The sequence below is a fragment of the Pandoraea commovens genome (genome assembly GCF_902459615.1).
In the GTDB taxonomy this organism is placed as follows: Bacteria; Pseudomonadota; Gammaproteobacteria; order Burkholderiales; family Burkholderiaceae; genus Pandoraea; species Pandoraea commovens.
In genome coordinates, this window is sequence record NZ_CABPSA010000008.1 from 145,649 (window position 1) to 161,790 (window position 16,142).

General features: G+C 63.7%; 14 protein-coding genes. 7 read left to right on the plus strand and 7 right to left on the minus strand.

Annotated features, from left to right (window positions below):
- Nucleotides 1–33: 33 nt before the first annotated feature.
- The 3 genes from PCO31010_RS21020 to PCO31010_RS21030 are packed head-to-tail and all read right to left on the minus strand — an operon-like array spanning nt 34 to nt 4,348.
- Complete coding sequence (locus PCO31010_RS21020; RefSeq protein WP_150665986.1) at nt 34–1,482, minus strand: efflux transporter outer membrane subunit; 1,449 nt, start codon at nt 1,480–1,482, stop codon at nt 34–36.
- Nucleotides 1,483–1,488: 6 nt separating this feature from the next.
- Nucleotides 1,489–3,075 (minus strand): DHA2 family efflux MFS transporter permease subunit, encoded by a 1,587-nt coding sequence (locus PCO31010_RS21025; protein WP_150665987.1) that lies wholly within the window; start codon nt 3,073–3,075, stop codon nt 1,489–1,491.
- The gene (locus tag PCO31010_RS21030) at nt 3,068–4,348 is read right to left on the minus strand and encodes an HlyD family secretion protein (protein ID WP_150665988.1); all 1,281 of its coding nucleotides are present in this window, start codon (nt 4,346–4,348) and stop codon (nt 3,068–3,070) included. The genes PCO31010_RS21025 and PCO31010_RS21030 overlap by 8 nt, the downstream gene beginning before the upstream one ends.
- Nucleotides 4,349–4,450: 102 nt before the next feature.
- On the opposite strand from PCO31010_RS21030, the gene PCO31010_RS21035 reads away from it, so the two are divergent.
- The gene (locus tag PCO31010_RS21035; protein ID WP_246184709.1) at nt 4,451–5,212 is read left to right on the plus strand and encodes a CerR family C-terminal domain-containing protein; all 762 of its coding nucleotides are present in this window, start codon (nt 4,451–4,453) and stop codon (nt 5,210–5,212) included.
- A 111-nt stretch (nt 5,213–5,323) separates the two neighbouring features.
- On the opposite strand, the gene PCO31010_RS21040 is transcribed toward PCO31010_RS21035, so the two are convergent.
- Both PCO31010_RS21040 and PCO31010_RS21045 read right to left on the minus strand, forming a co-directional pair.
- Entirely contained in the window at nt 5,324–6,814 is a 1,491-nt protein-coding gene (locus PCO31010_RS21040; protein ID WP_174985005.1) for an amino acid permease, read from the minus strand.
- Nucleotides 6,815–6,909: 95 nt separating this feature from the next.
- Nucleotides 6,910–8,004 carry a porin gene (locus PCO31010_RS21045; protein ID WP_150665989.1) on the minus strand — a complete coding sequence of 365 codons (1,095 nt, stop codon included), beginning with the start codon at nt 8,002–8,004 and terminating at the stop codon, nt 6,910–6,912.
- A gap of 268 nt (nt 8,005–8,272) precedes the next feature.
- Here PCO31010_RS21045 and PCO31010_RS21050 point away from each other — a divergent pair, with 268 nt between their 5' ends.
- From PCO31010_RS21050 to PCO31010_RS21060, 3 genes are all read left to right on the plus strand, one after another.
- On the plus strand, nt 8,273–8,746 hold the full coding sequence (locus PCO31010_RS21050; protein WP_039396747.1) for an Lrp/AsnC family transcriptional regulator: 474 nt from the start codon (nt 8,273–8,275) through the stop codon (nt 8,744–8,746).
- Between the two features lie 65 nt (nt 8,747–8,811).
- Nucleotides 8,812–9,999 carry an alpha-hydroxy acid oxidase gene (locus tag PCO31010_RS21055; protein WP_150665990.1) on the plus strand — a complete coding sequence of 396 codons (1,188 nt, stop codon included), beginning with the start codon at nt 8,812–8,814 and terminating at the stop codon, nt 9,997–9,999.
- Between the two features lie 148 nt (nt 10,000–10,147).
- Nucleotides 10,148–10,378 (plus strand): type II toxin-antitoxin system HicB family antitoxin, encoded by a 231-nt coding sequence (locus PCO31010_RS21060; RefSeq protein ID WP_246184710.1) that lies wholly within the window; start codon nt 10,148–10,150, stop codon nt 10,376–10,378.
- Nucleotides 10,379–10,419: 41 nt separating this feature from the next.
- Here the strand turns inward: PCO31010_RS21060 and PCO31010_RS21065 are convergent, their stop codons facing one another.
- Together PCO31010_RS21065 and PCO31010_RS21070 are read right to left on the minus strand one after the other, a co-directional pair.
- Nucleotides 10,420–10,848, minus strand: coding sequence for a hypothetical protein (locus tag PCO31010_RS21065; RefSeq protein WP_039396756.1), 429 nt, complete (start codon nt 10,846–10,848; stop codon nt 10,420–10,422).
- Between the two features lie 119 nt (nt 10,849–10,967).
- A complete protein-coding gene (locus PCO31010_RS21070) occupies nt 10,968–11,939 on the minus strand; it encodes a LysR family transcriptional regulator (protein WP_150665991.1) in 972 nt (323 codons plus the stop codon).
- A 314-nt stretch (nt 11,940–12,253) separates the two neighbouring features.
- Here PCO31010_RS21070 and tcuC point away from each other — a divergent pair, with 314 nt between their 5' ends.
- The 3 genes from tcuC to PCO31010_RS21085 all read left to right on the plus strand — a co-directional run bounded on the left by tcuC (nt 12,254) and on the right by PCO31010_RS21085 (nt 16,129).
- Complete coding sequence (tcuC, locus tag PCO31010_RS21075; protein ID WP_150665992.1) at nt 12,254–13,567, plus strand: MFS transporter; 1,314 nt, start codon at nt 12,254–12,256, stop codon at nt 13,565–13,567.
- Between the two features lie 78 nt (nt 13,568–13,645).
- Nucleotides 13,646–14,440 carry a substrate-binding domain-containing protein gene (locus tag PCO31010_RS21080; RefSeq protein ID WP_150665993.1) on the plus strand — a complete coding sequence of 265 codons (795 nt, stop codon included), beginning with the start codon at nt 13,646–13,648 and terminating at the stop codon, nt 14,438–14,440.
- A 228-nt stretch (nt 14,441–14,668) separates the two neighbouring features.
- Entirely contained in the window at nt 14,669–16,129 is a 1,461-nt protein-coding gene (locus PCO31010_RS21085) for an amidase (protein WP_150665994.1), read from the plus strand.
- Nucleotides 16,130–16,142 lie beyond the last annotated feature (13 nt).

Consider the following 16,142-nt stretch of genomic DNA (forward strand, 5'->3'; position numbering starts at 1 on the left):
TCCCCATCGCGAATGCCGTCACTGCAACGACGATCAGCTCGTCGTTTGTCCCACCTGCCAACCCAATCCCAGCGCCTTTTGCAACGTCACGAACGACTTGAGCAGTTGTGCGTCGCCTGCAATCCGGTCCTGCTCGGCGGAAAAGCGTGTGCGTTCGGCGTCGAGCCAGTCGAGCGTGCTTGCCGTGCCCGCGCGGTAACGCTGGCGTGTGAGCGTTGCCGCACGCGTGGCCGATGCTTCCACACTGCGCAAACGGTAGACGTTCTCGCGCTGATGGCCGTAGCGCGCAAGCGCAACGTCGGCGTCGCGCAATGCTGTGAGCACCGCGCTTTCATACTTGGCCTGTGCCTGATCGCGCCCCGCCTTTGCACCGTCCACGCCCGCTTGCACGCGTCCGAAGTCGAGCACGTTCCATTGCAAGCGCGGCAGCGTCATCCAACTGAAGTTGTCCTTGCGCACGAGATGTCCCGGATCGAACGCGGAATATCCGAGTTCGCCCATGATCGAGAGCTTCGGAAACCAATTGGCGGTCTGCACACCGATCTGCGCGTTCTGTGAGGCGAGACGCCGCTCGGCCGCACGAATGTCCGGACGCGCCTGCAACAACGCCGACGGATCGCCGATGGCCACCTTCGCGGGAACGCTGGGCAACGCCTTGGGCGACTTGAGCGTGTCGTCCAGCGAGCCCGGTGCACGCCCCGTCAGGAGCGCCAATTGATCGAGCGATTCGATGACGTCGGCTTCCAGCGGCAGCACGCGCGATTGCGTCTGTTCCACCTGCGTGAAGAGTCGTTCGACATCCAACTCCGAGGCGACACCGCCTGCACGACGCTGACGCGTGAGTTCGAGCATCTCGCCTTCGAGTTGGGCCGAGTCGCGCACCAGCGCAAGCCGGGCCTGCTGATCGCGCAGCGCGACGTAGTTCTGCGCGACTTCCGCCGCCAGTTGCACGTGCGCGTCGGCGAGGTCTTCCGACGCGGCGTCGGCATCGGCGCTCGCGGCTTCCACTGCGCGACGCGTGCCGCCGAACAGATCGATCTCCCAACTGGCGTCGAAACCGGCGACGTAAAGGTCGAGCGGTCCGCGTCCGCTACCACCGCCGTTGCCGGTCAGCATGCCGAGATCCGGCGAGCGCGTGCGTAGCATGGCAGCATCGACGGTGCCCTTCGGCAGCAAGTCCGCCTGATGGCTGCGCAGACTGGCGCGCGACTGACGCACCTTTGCCTGCGCTGCGCGGATATCGGGGCTATGGGCGATGGCGTCGTCGATCAGTGCGGTGAGTTGCGGATCGTCGAGCGCTGTCCACCAGCGAGCCACACCGGGCGCGTGCGCTTCGACACCTTCGCCCGCGTGAGCGAATGTCGCGCCGGTGCGCAGCGCGTCGCGTGCCACTTCGGGGGCACCGCGATAGTCGGGGCCGACGGTGCAGCCTGCGACGAGAAAGGCGGCCGCCACGGCCAGCGTTCTGAGATGAAAAGTCATGATCGTTCAATGCCCGCCGGAGCTGAAACCGGCCGGTTGCTTGAGCATCAGGGCGAGCGGCACGCAGAGCAGCAGCGCGATCCCCAGTGCATAAAAAGTCTCGGAAAACGTGATGACGCTGGCCTGTCTGGCGATCTCCGCCGCGAGTTGCGCTGTCGCCTGCAATTGCGCGTGAACCATGTCGCCCGTCTGCGCAAAAAAACCCGCTGCATTGGCCGAGAGATGCTCCTGTCCCATCGGATTATTGGCGGTGAGCGACTCGCGCAGAATGGCGTCGTGATAGTCCGTGCGGCGATCGATCAGCGTGCCCAGCAGCGCGAGGCCGACCGAGCCGCCGAGGTTGCGGGCCATGTTGTAGAGCCCTGCGGCGTCACCGGCGTCTTCTGCAGCCACTGCCGCCATCGACGCCTGATTGAGCGGCATCATCGCGAGCATCTGTCCGACGCCGCGCAGCAATTGCGACAACGTGAAATCGTGCCCCACGCTTTGTGCCGTCAGATCGATGTCGAGCATGCAACTCGCGAAGAAGCAGAGCAGCCCGAGAATCACCAGCAGACGGATGTCCACGCGACTGATCAGGCGCGGCAAGAACGGCATCATCCAGAACGCAGGCAACCCGGAGAGCAGCATGATGTTCCCGGACTGCTGCGCGTTGTACCCCGCGATCGTGGCGAGGAACTGCGGCAACAGATACGACACGCCATAAAGCCCTGCGCCAACGGTGAACACGATGTAGATCACGCTCGCGTAGTTCTTGTTGCCTAGCAGCGCGAGTTTGACGATGGGCTTCTCGGCGGTGAACTGCGCCACGAGCATCATGCCGATGCCGATGACTGAGAACACCGACAGCCAGATGATCATGTGCGAATCGAACCAGCGCTCGCGCTGTCCTTCTTCGAGCACTACGGTGAGCGTACTCAGTCCGATGGTCAGCCCCACGATGCCCAGCCAGTCCGCCTTGAGGAAAGCCTGCAAGTTGGTCGGTTCGCGCTTGAGGCCGAGGCCGAGCAACGTCACGATGGCAGCGGAGAGCGGCAGGTTCAGAAAGAAGCACCAACGCCAGTTCGCATTCTCGGTGAGCCAGCCGCCCACCACGGGGCCGAGCAGCGGGCCGAGCAACACGATCAGGCCGAACATCGCCATGCCCACGCTCATCTGATGCCGGGGCAGGCGCGTGCGAATGATCATCTGCGCCGTCGGAATCATCGCGCCGCCTGCGAAGCCCTGACCGATACGGCCGACCACCATCTCGGTCAGGCTGCTCGACGCACCGCACATCATCGAGAACAGCGTGAAGAAGACGGCGTTGAGCATCAGAAAGCGACGCAATCCGAGCACGCGTGTGAGCCACGCGGCGAGCGGAATCATGACGATTTCGGACATCAGATAGCCCGTGGAAATCCACGTGCCCTCGGTGCCCGACGCGCCGATCTGCCCCTGAATCTGCGGCAGTGCCGAGTTGGTAATCGAAATGTCGAGCGTGGCGAGCAGCGCACCGAGCGCCCCGGCGGCGACGGCGATCCAGTCCGACGCGCTAGCGTTGGCCGGTTTGGCTGCTGCGCTAGCGAGGCCAGCCGCACCGGTGTTAGCCACGTTGGACCCCGTTGGCCGGTGCCGTACTGGCGTTCGACGGCATGTTCATCGCAGGGCCGACGCCTGAGCCGAGCGGCGCGCTGAGCGACACGCTGGTCGGTGTTGCCGCGGTCTTTTGGGTCGTTGCGTGCGTGTCGACGTCTGCCGTCACCGACAGCCCCGGCAGCAGCACGGCGCGCAGCGATTCCGGTGCATCGAGGCGGATGCGCACCGGTACGCGCTGCACGATCTTCGTGAAGTTACCGGTGGCGTTCTGCGTGGGCAGCAGCGCGAACTGCGAGCCGGTGCCCGGGGAGACGGAATCGACCATGCCGTGGATCGGCTCGCCAGGCAGCGCGTCGACGTGAATCGTCACGGGCTGACCGGGGCGCATATGACCGACCTGCGTTTCCTTGAAGTTCGCCGTCAGATAGACGTTCTGCACCGGAACGACCGTCAGCAGACGGGTGCCGGGCTGTGCGAACTGGCCCACGCGAACGGCGCGGTCGCCGACGCGTCCGGCCAGCGTGCTCTTGACCACGGTATCGGCGAGATCGAGTTCGGCCTTGCGTGCGCTGGCCTGTGCCACGGCCAGTTGAGCCTTGGCCTGCGCCAGCGCTGCGGTCAGCGTATCGGTTTGACGTTCGGTCGACTGAAGGCTGGCTTCGTTGCTCTTGAGCGAGGCGTCGGCGCGGGTGCTGGTGTTGCGCAGCTCGGCCAGACGTTCGTCCGTCTCCGCACCTGTCGCCACGAGCGGGGCGTAGCGCTTGACCTGACCGGCGGAGTAGGCGGCGTTCGCCTTTGCGCTATCGAGTTCGGCGCGGGCCTGCGCAATGGTCGCAGCGTGCTGCGAAAGCTCGGCCTGCGCGCGGGCGACATCGGCCTCACGCGCCACAACGGTCGCTGTTGCTTCGTCGTAAGCGGCCTGATACTGACGCCCGTCCAGCCGTACGAGCGGTTGTCCGACCGCCACCGTTTCGTTGTCGCGCACCAACACTTCGGTAACGTAGCCGCCCACCTTCGGCGCGACGGTCATGCTGTCTGCTTGCAGATAGGCGTCATCGGTAGATTCAATGAAGCGACCCACCAGCCACCAGTGCGCGGCCCAGCCCAGCCCCGCAACGACGCCCAGCGCAAGCGCACCCAGCAGCAGCTTCTTGCGACGCGGATTAGCCGTGGCCTTCGTCTGGCCGGGCTTTCCGGCGCTTTCCATCGCTTTGGCGGCGGGGGCGTCTGCCGGACGCTCCAACGTGTGGACCGGTTCCGACGGTTTGACCTGTGTTGCGGTATTCATGGGAAATTCCCCAAATTATTCCAATTGGCAGAATTATTCCAGTTGATCGATTTATGTCAAGTGTTATATTTTTGACGAAAGTTTTTGGAAGCAAGGAGAGTCATGACAGGGACATCACGTGCCGGGCGCGTTCGCATGCAGAGCACAGCCGCGCGCCCGCGGCATGCGGTCGATACCGGCTATCAGCGTGGCGAGGAAACGCGTGCGCGCATCATCCTCGCGGCGATCAAGTGTTTCGGCGAGTTCGGCTTTGCCGGGGCGTCCACGCGCGACATCGCGAACGTGGCAGGCGTGAATGCGCCTGCGCTTCAGTACTACTTCGACAACAAGGAAGGGGTGTACAAGGCGTGCGTCGAGTACATCCTGGGGCTGGTGCTCGGGCAGATGGGCGAGGCAATCGAGTCGGCTGAGCGCGTGATGGCCGATCCCGACGCCACGGACAAGCAGCTCATCGACGCCTTTTGCGAGCTACAGAATCGCAAGGCGGGCTTCATGGAAGAAGTGCCGGAGATCGAGGGCTGGAACATGTTCATGGCGCGCGAGCAGGCGGGTCTCGGGCCGGAAGCGGGATTCAAGGTGTTTCACGACCGCTTTTCGCGCCGTCTGGCGTCGGTTGGCGCGAACATTGTGACGCGGCTCGCTGGCGTTGCGCCCGACGACGAGGCTATGCGGATACGCGCCGTGTGTATCAGCACGCTCGGGATGGCGTTTCGCGTGATGCGCCGTTCCGTCGACAGCTCGATGGGATGGGACTCGGAGCCGAATCCGGAGCGCAACCGGATGGTGCGCGAAGCCGTGCTGGAGCAGACGCGTTACTTGCTGGAGCGCACGGTGCGCCAGCGCAAGGCGGCCGCGAAGTCGTGAGGGTCTGAACGACGCTTCACGCTCCGATGCGTGAATCTGTGAGTGGATCGGAAAAGAGGCGGAGCCTCCATGGGTGCCCCGCCTCTTTTCATCTCTGCGTGCGGTGAGCGCTTACGATTGCGTCGCCGTGCGCGCCTGCGGCTCCCCGTCGCGCTTGCGATACCACAGGAAGTAGATCAGCAGCACGGCGGCCACGAACGGCACCCCGAAGATCATCGTCATGCGGAACACGCCGGTCAGGAGCGTCGTGATCATGATGGCGGCCATGAGTGCGGCCCCCAGCAGCGTGAGCCACGGAAAGCCCCACATACGAAACGCCAGCGGCGGGTGGTTCTCGCGTCGCCATGCGCGACGGAAGAAGAAGTGCGTGACGAAGATCATCATCCACGTGAGCATCGCGCCGAACATCGAGATCGCCATCATGAACGTGAACGACGACTCGGGATACAGGAAGTTCACGAGTGTGGCGAGCGCAATGCCGACCGTCGAGAGCAGCAGGGCGGCCAGCGGCACGCCGCGCTTGTTCACTTCACCGAAGCGGGCGGGCGCATAACCGGCGCGCGAGAGCGAGAACATCATGCGAGTCGTGATGTAGAGCTGGCTGTTCATCGATGAGAGCGCCGCGATCAGTACCACGAAGTTGATCACGCCTGCTGCACCCGGAATGTTGATGGCCTGCATGACCTTCACGAACGGGCTTTCGTCTTGCCCGGCGGCGGTCCACGGCACGATGGCGAGCATCAGCGCGAGCGTGAGCAGATAGAACAGCACGAGGCGCACGACCGTCGAGCGGAAGGCGCGCGTCACGGCACGCTCCGGGTTCTCGGCTTCACCGGCGGCTACGGCGATCATCTCGATTGACAGATAGCTGAAGATCGAAATGATGACGGCCACCCACATGCCCCAGAGTCCCTTCGGGAAGAACCCGCCGTGCGCGGTGTAGTTTGCGAATCCGGCGGGCGAATGCGCGCCGTCGGCCACGGAACCCGGTGCAATGAACACCACGTAAGCGCCGATCAGAATGAATACGACGATGGCCGTGATCTTGATGAGCGAGAAGCCGTACTCAATCGCGCCGAACAGATTCACCGACATGGCGTTCACGAGTACGAGTGCGGCGGAGAAACCCGCGACCCAATACCAGCCCGGCACTTGCGGGAACCAGTACTTCATGTAGACGGCGATGGCGCTGACCTCGGTGCCCACGGCCAGCACGATGCACGACCAGTAGGCATAACGCACGAGAAAGCCCGCCCACGGCCCGATGTAATGCTCCGCGTACGCGCCGAACGAGCCCGACGTCGGATGCGCGACGGTCATCTCGGCAAGGCATCCCATGAGCATGAGCGCGATGAGCGCCCCGATGGCATAGGAGATCAGCACGCTCGGTCCGGCGAAGCCGATGGCGAAACCGCTGCCGAGAAAGAGCCCGGTGCCGATGGCGCCGCCAATGGCGATCATGGCCATCTGGCTGGCAGTGAGGGAGCGTCGCAAGCCTTGTTCGCGGCGCGTGATGTGCGAGAAATCGCGCTTGCCGGACGAAGGTGACGAAGCCGACGAAGCCGACGATGAAGACGATGGGGGCTGGGGAGTACGCGTCATGACACACCTTTCACTACAAAAGTTGAAGCGTGCTGCGGGAAGGGGGGAGGGGGGCGCGAGCCCGTCCAAAACAGAACGACGCTCGCGCCTGCCGCTTAGAAGATGTGGCGGATACCCGTGCCTACACCGACTTGCGTCGAGTTACCCGGCAGTTCGACGCGTGCTGCGCCGCTGACCTTGTTGTAATCGACCGTGCCATAGAGTTGCGTGCGCTTGGACAGCGCGTACTCGGCGAGCAGCACGTACGTATAGCGACGACCCGAACCGGCATCGCCCGCCTGGGCGTTGATGTTCTTGATGTCGTCGAAGTACGCGGCGCCGGTGATGGCGAGGTTCGGCATGGCCTGAATGGTCGTGCCGAGGTAGAACGTCGTGTCCTTGCGCGGGTTGTCGTTCAGGTTGCCCGTCGTGACTGTGTGCGCCGGATCGTTGAGCGTGCCGTCGAGCCAGCCGCTGCGATCGCGTCCGCCCATGTAGCCCACGAACACCTTGGCGATGGAGACGCTGTAAATTCCGCCGAGGCCCCACATCTGCTGCACGCGCTTGGCTGCGTCGCGCGCTTGCTGATACACCCCGGCGACCTGGAACGGGCCCATCGCGTAGGCGGCGCGTGCGCCCCAGTAGTTGCTGGCGGCCATCGTGCCCGCCGTGTTGCCGAAGCCGTAGGTTGCGCCGACCGACAGGCCGCCGAACGTACCGGCGTAGCTCACCGCGTTATCCACACGACCGCGCGTGATGTTGTACATCCACGAGTTGTTCGCGTAGTTGCCGATGGTGAGCGGGTCGAAGTCGCCATAGACGTTGAACGCCTCGGTGGCCTGACGCCCGATCTTGATCGTGCCGTACTGGTTTTGCAGGCCGACGAACGCGTAGCGGTCGAACAGACGCGGACCGTTGGCGAGCGTGCCGTTTTGCGGGTTGATACCCGACTCCAGCTGGAAGATCGCCTTCATGCCGCCGCCGAGGTCTTCCGTGCCCTTGAAGCCGAAGCGGCTATTGGTCACGGCACCGTTGGCGACTTGCCACAGGGCGTCGTTGTTGGCGTTCGAGTTGGTCTGATAGCGCACGCTCTGGTCGACGATCCCGTACAGGGTGACGTTGCCCGAGCTTTGTGCTGCGGCGGTGGTGCTGAAGGCGAGGCCGCAAGCGGCCGAGAGGATGGCCAGACTGGCCGGAATTGCAGACTTCATGGGTCTCCTGGTGACGCCTTGTAAACGTTTTATGAATGCTCTTTAAAACGATCCGCCGTTCCTTCCGATATAGGAGACAGCGGATTCTTCTCGGCACGACGACTGCAATATCTGAAAGCACCCGACAGGAAATGTCTCGCCCTTCCGGCGCGGGGCCGAGGGCTATCATATCAACGCAAAAATTGAATTTGCTTGCTATTTCTATCAAGCAACTGGCGGTAAATCGAAGGATCTGCCAGAATCCTGGGAAACTTGATGGATTCTGCCGATGAACCTCGACCTTGCCGATCTGCGCATCCTCCGCCATCTCGAACTCAATGGCCGCATTTCCAACCAGGAACTGGCGGATGCCGTCGGCCTGTCGCCGTCGGCATGCCTGCGCCGGGTGAAATTGCTGGAGGATCGGGGAGTGATTTCCGGATACCGCTGCATCGTGGACGCACAGCATATCGGGCTGGAGTTCGAAGCGCTAGTGCAAATCACGCTGCGTCCGGACGTCGATCAGTGGCACGAAAAGTTTCTGGCGGCGGTGCAGAACTGGCCCGAAGTGGTCACTGCGCGCATCGTCACCGGATCGGCAAATTACATCTTGACGGTAAGAGCGCGCAACCTCGCGCATTACTCCGACTTTATCGTCAATGAGCTGTACCGCGCGCCGGCCGTTATGTCGATTCAATCGAACATTGTCCTAAAGACAATCAAGAATACGCAATCGCTTGTCGACCTCGTGAAGCAGAAATAAAAAATCTAGAACATATTAACTATTCTCAAAGTACGAGAGAGAATTCTTAAAAGAAGAGACGCAGCATGGCAGTGATTACCACCATCGAGGACTTGCGAGTTCTCGCGCAACGGCGCGTACCGCGCATGTTTTACGAGTATGTCGATTCCGGCTCGTGGACCGAGTCCACGTATCGGGCCAACGCCGACGATTTCGGTGGTATCGGTTTCCGTCAGCGGGTGGCGGTCAACATCGAGCATCGCAGCACGCGCACGACGATGCTCGGTCAGCCGGTGGCGATGCCTGTCGGGCTGGCCCCTACGGGCATGACGGGGATGCAGCATGCCGACGGGGAGATTCTGGCGGCGCGCGCGGCGGAAGCCTTCGGTGTGCCGTTCACGCTCTCGACCGTGTCGATCTGTTCCATCGAGGACGTGGCGGCACACACGAAAGCGCCGTTCTGGTTTCAGCTGTATGTCATGCGCGATCGCGACTTCATCGAGCGTCTGATCGACCGGGCGAAAGCGGCCGGATGTTCGGCGCTGATGGTGACGATGGATCTGCAAATCAGCGGCCAGCGCCACAAGGACATCAAGAACGGGCTGTCGGCCCCGCCGAAACTCACGCTGCCGAACATCGCCAACATGATGACCAAGCCGCGCTGGTGCATGGGGATGTTGGGTACGCGTCGTCGCACGTTCGGCAATATCGTCGGGCACGCGAAGGGAGTGGACGACATCGGTTCGCTGGCCGCTTGGTCCGCAGCGCAGTTCGATCCGTGTCTGTCGTGGGACGACGTCGAGTGGATCAAGAAGCGCTGGGGCGGCAAGCTGGTGCTCAAGGGGGTGCTCGATCCGGAGGATGCGCGCGCGGCACGCGACACCGGGGCGGACGCCATTGTGGTGAGCAATCACGGCGGACGACAACTGGACGGTGCGATCTCGTCGATCCGCGCGTTGCCGGACATCGTGGCGGCGGTGGGTCGCGATACGGAAGTCTGGCTCGACGGCGGTATCCGGTCGGGGCAGGACGTGATCAAGGCGATGGCGCTGGGCGCGAAGGGCACGCTGATCGGGCGTCCGTTCCTGTATGGTCTGGGCGCGATGGGGGAGGCCGGTGTGCGTCGCGCGCTGGAGGTGATTGCGAAGGAGATGGACGTGACGATGGCGCTCACAGGTCGCACGACCGTTGACCGTCTGGACCCGTCGATGCTGATCCCGGGCAGCTACCCTACGGGCATCGGCCCGTACTTGGCGGAGCCGGGTGGCCGCTAACACCGCCAACACCCGCGTCAATCAGAAAAGCCGCAGCTACCCGCTGCGGCTTTTTTCGTTTCCGTAGGGCCATTCCGATAAATCGACAACCACGCACCCTGGCAGCCGACGCTCAGGGATGATGTGCAGCAAATATTCGAGGCGCACCATGTTGACCTATCCCATCACGCTTAAGCGAGATACCAATGGCACGTTGCTGGTAACGTTCCCGGACGTGCCTGAAGCGATCACGGTCGGCGAGACCGAAGAGGACGCGCGTGAACAGGCGCTCGAAGCGCTTGAGGCGGCATTGGCGTTCTACTTCGCACAGAAGACACCGATTCCGTGGCCGTCGCGTCCGAAGCGGGGGCAGGCAACGATTACGCTGTCGACGCCTTGAAGTTCGGGCGGTCTGAGGTCAGACACGCCCGACCGCCTGCATCAATGATGATGCTTGCGATGACCGCGACGCTTGCCGCGGTAGTGATCGTCGTCGTACGAGCTGGAGCGGGACATATTGCCGCCGAGCGCCGCACCGGCACCGCCGCCGACGGCCGCGCCGATCAGGCCGCCCGAGCGTCCGCCCATGGCATTGCCTGCGGCCGTGCCCGCGCCGCCACCCAGGGCGCCGCCGAGGATTGCGCCCGTGCGCTCGCGGCGGTTCGACGTGATCGCGCCTCCTGCGCCACCGCCGACCGCACCGCCCAGCACCGCACCGGTGCTACCACCCAGCGCGCCGCCCACGGCTGCGCCTGCCACGCCGCCCAGCGCACCGCCGAGGGCATTGTTCATATCGCTGGCGCTCGCCGTCAGAGAAGTCGTTGCAGCCAGCGTGGCCATCGCCACGATCGGAAAAATTCGCTTGAACATGAGTCTTGATGAGAATTCGGATTATCGCGACGCAAGTATAAAGAGACCCCGCCGCGCCGCCGTCTCCCCAATGTTTCACTTCTCGTAAGACGGGTAACAAAGTGTTTCGGTGCGTGCAATCAGGTCACATCGACGCTACCGCCGCTCTCGGTGCCGTCGACATCAGACGTCTCCGTTGTGCCCGCGCGCCGTCGTGACGCGACCTTCATCTCTGCCACGAAGCGGTATAACTGCGCCGCCGCAGGCGAGAGCGGACGCGCCTTGCTGCGAATCATCCCCATGCGGCGCGTCACCACCGGATCGATCAGCGGCACACTCGTAAGCAGCGGATGGCCGCTGCCCGGCATCGCCATCGTTGGTACCGCCGCGACCCCGAGGCCTGCTTCCACCAGCCCGATCATCGTCGTGACGTGCTGCGTCTCGCAAATGCTCGGCGGACGTTGCGGCAACCCGGTCAGCGCCTGATCGAGCAACAGCCGGTTGCCCGACGCCTTGCCGACGGTGATGTAGTCGTATTCGTATAGCTCGCGCCACGTCACCCGCTTCTTGCCCGCCAGCGGATGATCGCGACGGCACGCCGCCACGTACCGTTCCTGCAACAGCAGCTTGAACTCGATGTTCGGCTCCTGACTGCCGATGAAATTCAGCCCGAAATCGGCATCGCCGTTCACCACGGCCGCCAGCACTTCGTTGGCGCTCGCATCAAGCACCGAGACACGAATGCGCGGGAACGCCCGGTGATAACGCGAGATCACTTGCGGCATGAAGTAGTAGGCGGCCGACGGCACGCAGGCAATCGTCACGTGCCCGAGACTCGACGATGCGACGTCGCGAATCCCCAGCAGTGCGTTGTCGAGATCGTCGAGGATCCGCTCCGCATCGCGGGCGAAAGCGCGACCGACGTTGGTCAGCGCCACGCGACGCGTACTGCGCTCGAACAGTTTGACGCCCAGCGCCTCTTCTAACTTATCGATGCGACGCGACAACGCGGGCTGGGAGAGATGAATCGATTCGGCCGCGCGTCGAAAGCTCGCGAGTTGCGCGACCGCGCGAAAGGCCTGCAGATCGTTCAGATCGAAGTTGATCGCCATGACATGGGGGAGTGAATGCCGTACAAGCACACGGCGGACCCTGAAACCCTTGATGGCAAGGGGCGGCGGGCAGCGACCGGTGCGGCGCAGAGTGTAACGTGTTACCGCTCGGTAGGTGCATAAGCATCCTGCCATTGATAGCGTGTGCGCATCAATCTTTCCAAAAAATGCAATTCACAAGCGCGGAACTTCCGGCGCACCATTAGCGGCTTCATCAAGCGTCCGTGACGGCTCGACACGTCCCTGGCAGAGACGCAGTGCGACGATTAATCTCGGCCCGACCCCCCGGGCCGCAGGCAACACGGAGACAGCGCATGTCACAGCGCCCCCAAGACGCGGTTTCGCGTCGCCCCTCGAAAGTCGGCGCGGTCATTCGCGTCACCGCCGGTAACTTCCTCGAACAATTCGATTTCTTCCTGTTCGGTTTCTACGCCACCCAGATTTCCCGCGTCTTCTTCCCGACGGACAGCGAGTTTGCGTCGCTCATGCTGACCTTCGCCGTCTTCGGCGCAGGCTTCCTGATGCGTCCGCTCGGCGCCATCGTGCTGGGCGCTTACATCGATAACGTCGGTCGTCGCAAAGGGCTGGTCACGACACTGGCCATCATGGCGAGCGGCACGATCCTCATTGCCTTCGTGCCCGGTTACGAAACCATCGGTCTCGCTGCCCCCGTGCTGGTGCTGATCGGCCGGTTGCTGCAAGGCTTCTCGGCCGGTGCCGAACTCGGTGGCGTGTCCGTGTATCTCGCGGAAATCGCCACCCCAGGCCGCAAGGGCTTCTACACGAGCTGGCAGTCGGCCAGCCAGCAGGTCGCCATCGTCGTCTCGGCGGCGCTCGGCTTCACGTTGTCGCTCACGCTCACCGCGCAGCAGATCGCGGCATGGGGCTGGCGTCTGCCGTTCCTCGTGGGCTGCATGATCGTGCCGGTGATCTTCGCGCTGCGCCGCTCGCTTCAGGAAAGCGACGAGTTCAAGGCACGCAAGCGTCACCCGTCGGTCGGCGAAGTGTTCCGCTCGATGGCGGCGAACCTTGGCGTCGTGATCGGCGGCACCATGCTCGTGGCGCTGACCACGACGGCGTTCTACCTCATCACCGTCTACGCCCCGACGTTTGGCAAGAGCGTGCTGCACCTGTCGAGCGCCGACGCGCTGCTCGTCACGCTGTGCGTTGGCGTGTCGAACTTCATCTGGCTGCCGATCGGCGGCACTCTGTCGGACCGTATCGGCCGTCGTCCGGTGTTGCTGCTGTTCGCCGGTCTCACGCTGCTGACGGCTTACCCGGTGCTGTCGTTCCTCGTGCAGGCCCCGAGCTTCACGCGCATGCTGGTCGCGCTGCTGTGGCTCTCGTTCCTGTACGGCATGTACAACGGGGCGATGATCCCGGCGCTGACCGAAGTCATGCCGCCTGACGTGCGTGTCGCTGGCTTCTCGCTCGCGTATAGCCTTGCGACGGCGCTCTTCGGCGGTTTCACGCCTGCCCTGTCGACGTATCTGATTCACGCGACGGGCGACAAGGCCGCACCGGGCTACTGGATGAGCTTTGCTGCGCTGTGCGCCATCTGCGCGACGCTCGCGCTCTATCGTGGTCGCAGCAGCAGGCAGAACCCCGCCGGAGTCGCGGCTGGTTGATATCCCCCGATACCGGACGCCGCAAAACGACGGCGTCCGCGTCATCCCAATTCACAATAACGAGAGACAGGTCACACCATGAAAGGCATTTCGACGCGACGTTTGCTGAGCGCACTGAGCGTGGGCATCGTCCTGACGGCGGCGCTGGGCGCAACACCGGCGAGCGCAGAAAATCTGAACGTGATGAATTCCGGCGGCTTCACGGCGGCGTACAAGCTGCTGTTGCCAAAGTTTGAAGCTGCCAGTGGCGATCACGTCGACACGGCGTGGGGCCCGTCGATGGGCAAGGCGCCCGAGGCGATCCCGAACCGGCTGGCGCGCGGCGAATCGGCCGACGTCGTGATCATGGTCGGTTACGCGCTCGACGACCTGATCAAGGCGGGCAAAGTGCGTGCGGACTCGCGCGTCGATCTGGCCGACTCGCGCATCGGCGTCGTGGTCAAAGCGGGTGACGTCGTGCCCGACGTCAGCACGCCGGAGAAGCTGAAGGCGGCGCTGCTGGCGGCCAAATCGGTCGCGTACTCGGACAGCGCAAGCGGCGTGTACGTCGAGCGCGAACTGTTCAAGAAGCTGGGCATTGCCGAGCAGATGCAAGGCAAGGCGGTGATGGTGCAAAAGACGCCGGTGGCCGAAAAGGTCGCCGCGGGCGATTACGCACTGGGTCTGCAACAGGTCAGCGAATTGCTGCCGGTCAAGGGCATCGCCTTCGCGGGCAAGATTCCCGAGTCGCTGCAATCGGTCACGCGCTTCGCCGGGGGGGTGCCCGTGAGCGCACCGCATCCGGAAGAAGGTAAGAAGCTGCTGACGTATATGGCGGCACCGTCCGTGGCCAAAGATGTTGAGTCGACCGGTCTTGATCCGCTGACGCACTGATTCGGCGGTTGTTTCGCAGGAAAGCCAACGCGGCCCGATGAACGTCGGGCCGCGTTTTTTTGTGCCTCGCAACGTCGGTGCGGATGAGCAAATCTAGATAGCGAATATGTGAAATAATTTTTTCGCTTCGGTATCGGGCCGGGATTGGCCGACAATGACGCATCAGATAAAGACGTCGCACCGGACGACGTCGATACCATCGAATTCATCGATAGCGAGGAGAGAGACATGGCCGCAGTGCCAAACCTGAACGACATCGTCGCGCTCGACGCGCTGGCGCTGTCCGACGCCATTCACCGTCGTCGCGTGTCCTGCCGCGAGGTGATGCAGGCGTATCTCGCGCACATCGCGCAGTACAATCCCGAGGTCAACGCCATCGTGTCGTTGCGCGACGCGCAGACGTTGCTGGCCGAAGCCGACGCACGCGACCGTCAACTGGCCAGCGGCGAGTCGCTCGGCTGGATGCACGGCATGCCGCATGCGGTGAAGGACATCGCGTCGTGCGCCGGATTGCCCACGCGCAAGGGGTCGCCGTTGACATCCGACGCGCCGGACACGCAGGACAGCATCAGTGTGTCGCGCATTCGCGCGGCCGGGGCCATCTTCATCGGCAAGACGAACGTCTCCGAGTTCGGACTCGGTTCGCACAGCTACAACCCTGTTTTCGGCACCACGGGCAACGCCTATGCCCCCACGCGCATTGCCGGTGGCAGCAGCGGCGGCGCGGGCAGCGCGCTGGCGCTGCGCTTGTTGCCGGTGGCCGACGGAAGCGACTTCATGGGCTCGCTACGCAACCCGGCGGCGTTCGGCAACGTCTACGGATTCCGGCCGTCGCAAGGCCGAGTGCCGTACGGTCCGGCACCGGAAGTCTTCGTGCAGCAAATGAGCACCGAGGGACCGATGGGACGCACGGTCGCCGACGTCGCGCAACTGCTCGACACGCAGTCCGGCTACGACCAACGCAGCCCGCTGTCGATTGCGAACGGCGCATCCCGCTTCGCCGGCGCCTTGCAGCGTGACGTCAAGGGACTCAAGCTCGGCTGGCTCGGTGACTACGGTGGCTATCTGCCGATGGAAGACGGTGTGATGGCGCTGTGCGAGGCGTCGCTGAAGGATTTCAGCGCGATGGGATGCGAGGTCGAGGCGTGCGCGCCCGACTTTGCGCCTGACCGGCTTTGGCAGACGTGGCTCACGCTGCGTCACTGGATGGTGAACGGCTCACTCGGTGAGATGTACGCCGATCCGGCGCGTCGCGACAAGCTCAAGCCGGAAGCGCGATGGGAAGTGGAAGGCGGTGCGTCACTGCGCGCGACCGACGTCTTCCGTGCATCCGTCGACCGCAGCGAATGGTACCGGTCGCTGGCGCGTCTGTTCGAGCGTTACGACTTCCTGCTGCTGCCGTCGGCGCAGGTGTTCCCGTTCGACACGCAGACGCACTGGCCTTCCGAGGTTGCGGGCAAGTCGATGGACACCTATCACCGCTGGATGGAGGTCGTGATCGGGCCGACGCTCGCAGGCTTGCCCGCGATCAGCGTGCCGGTCGGGTTCGATGCACGCGGGCTGCCGATGGGCTTGCAGATTATCGGACCGGCGCAGGCCGATCTTGCGGTGCTGCAACTCGCGCATGCGCACGAGCAGCAGACGCAGTGGGTGCAACGTCGTTTGCCGCCGATGCTGGCGGGGCGCTGACACGTCGCGCAGC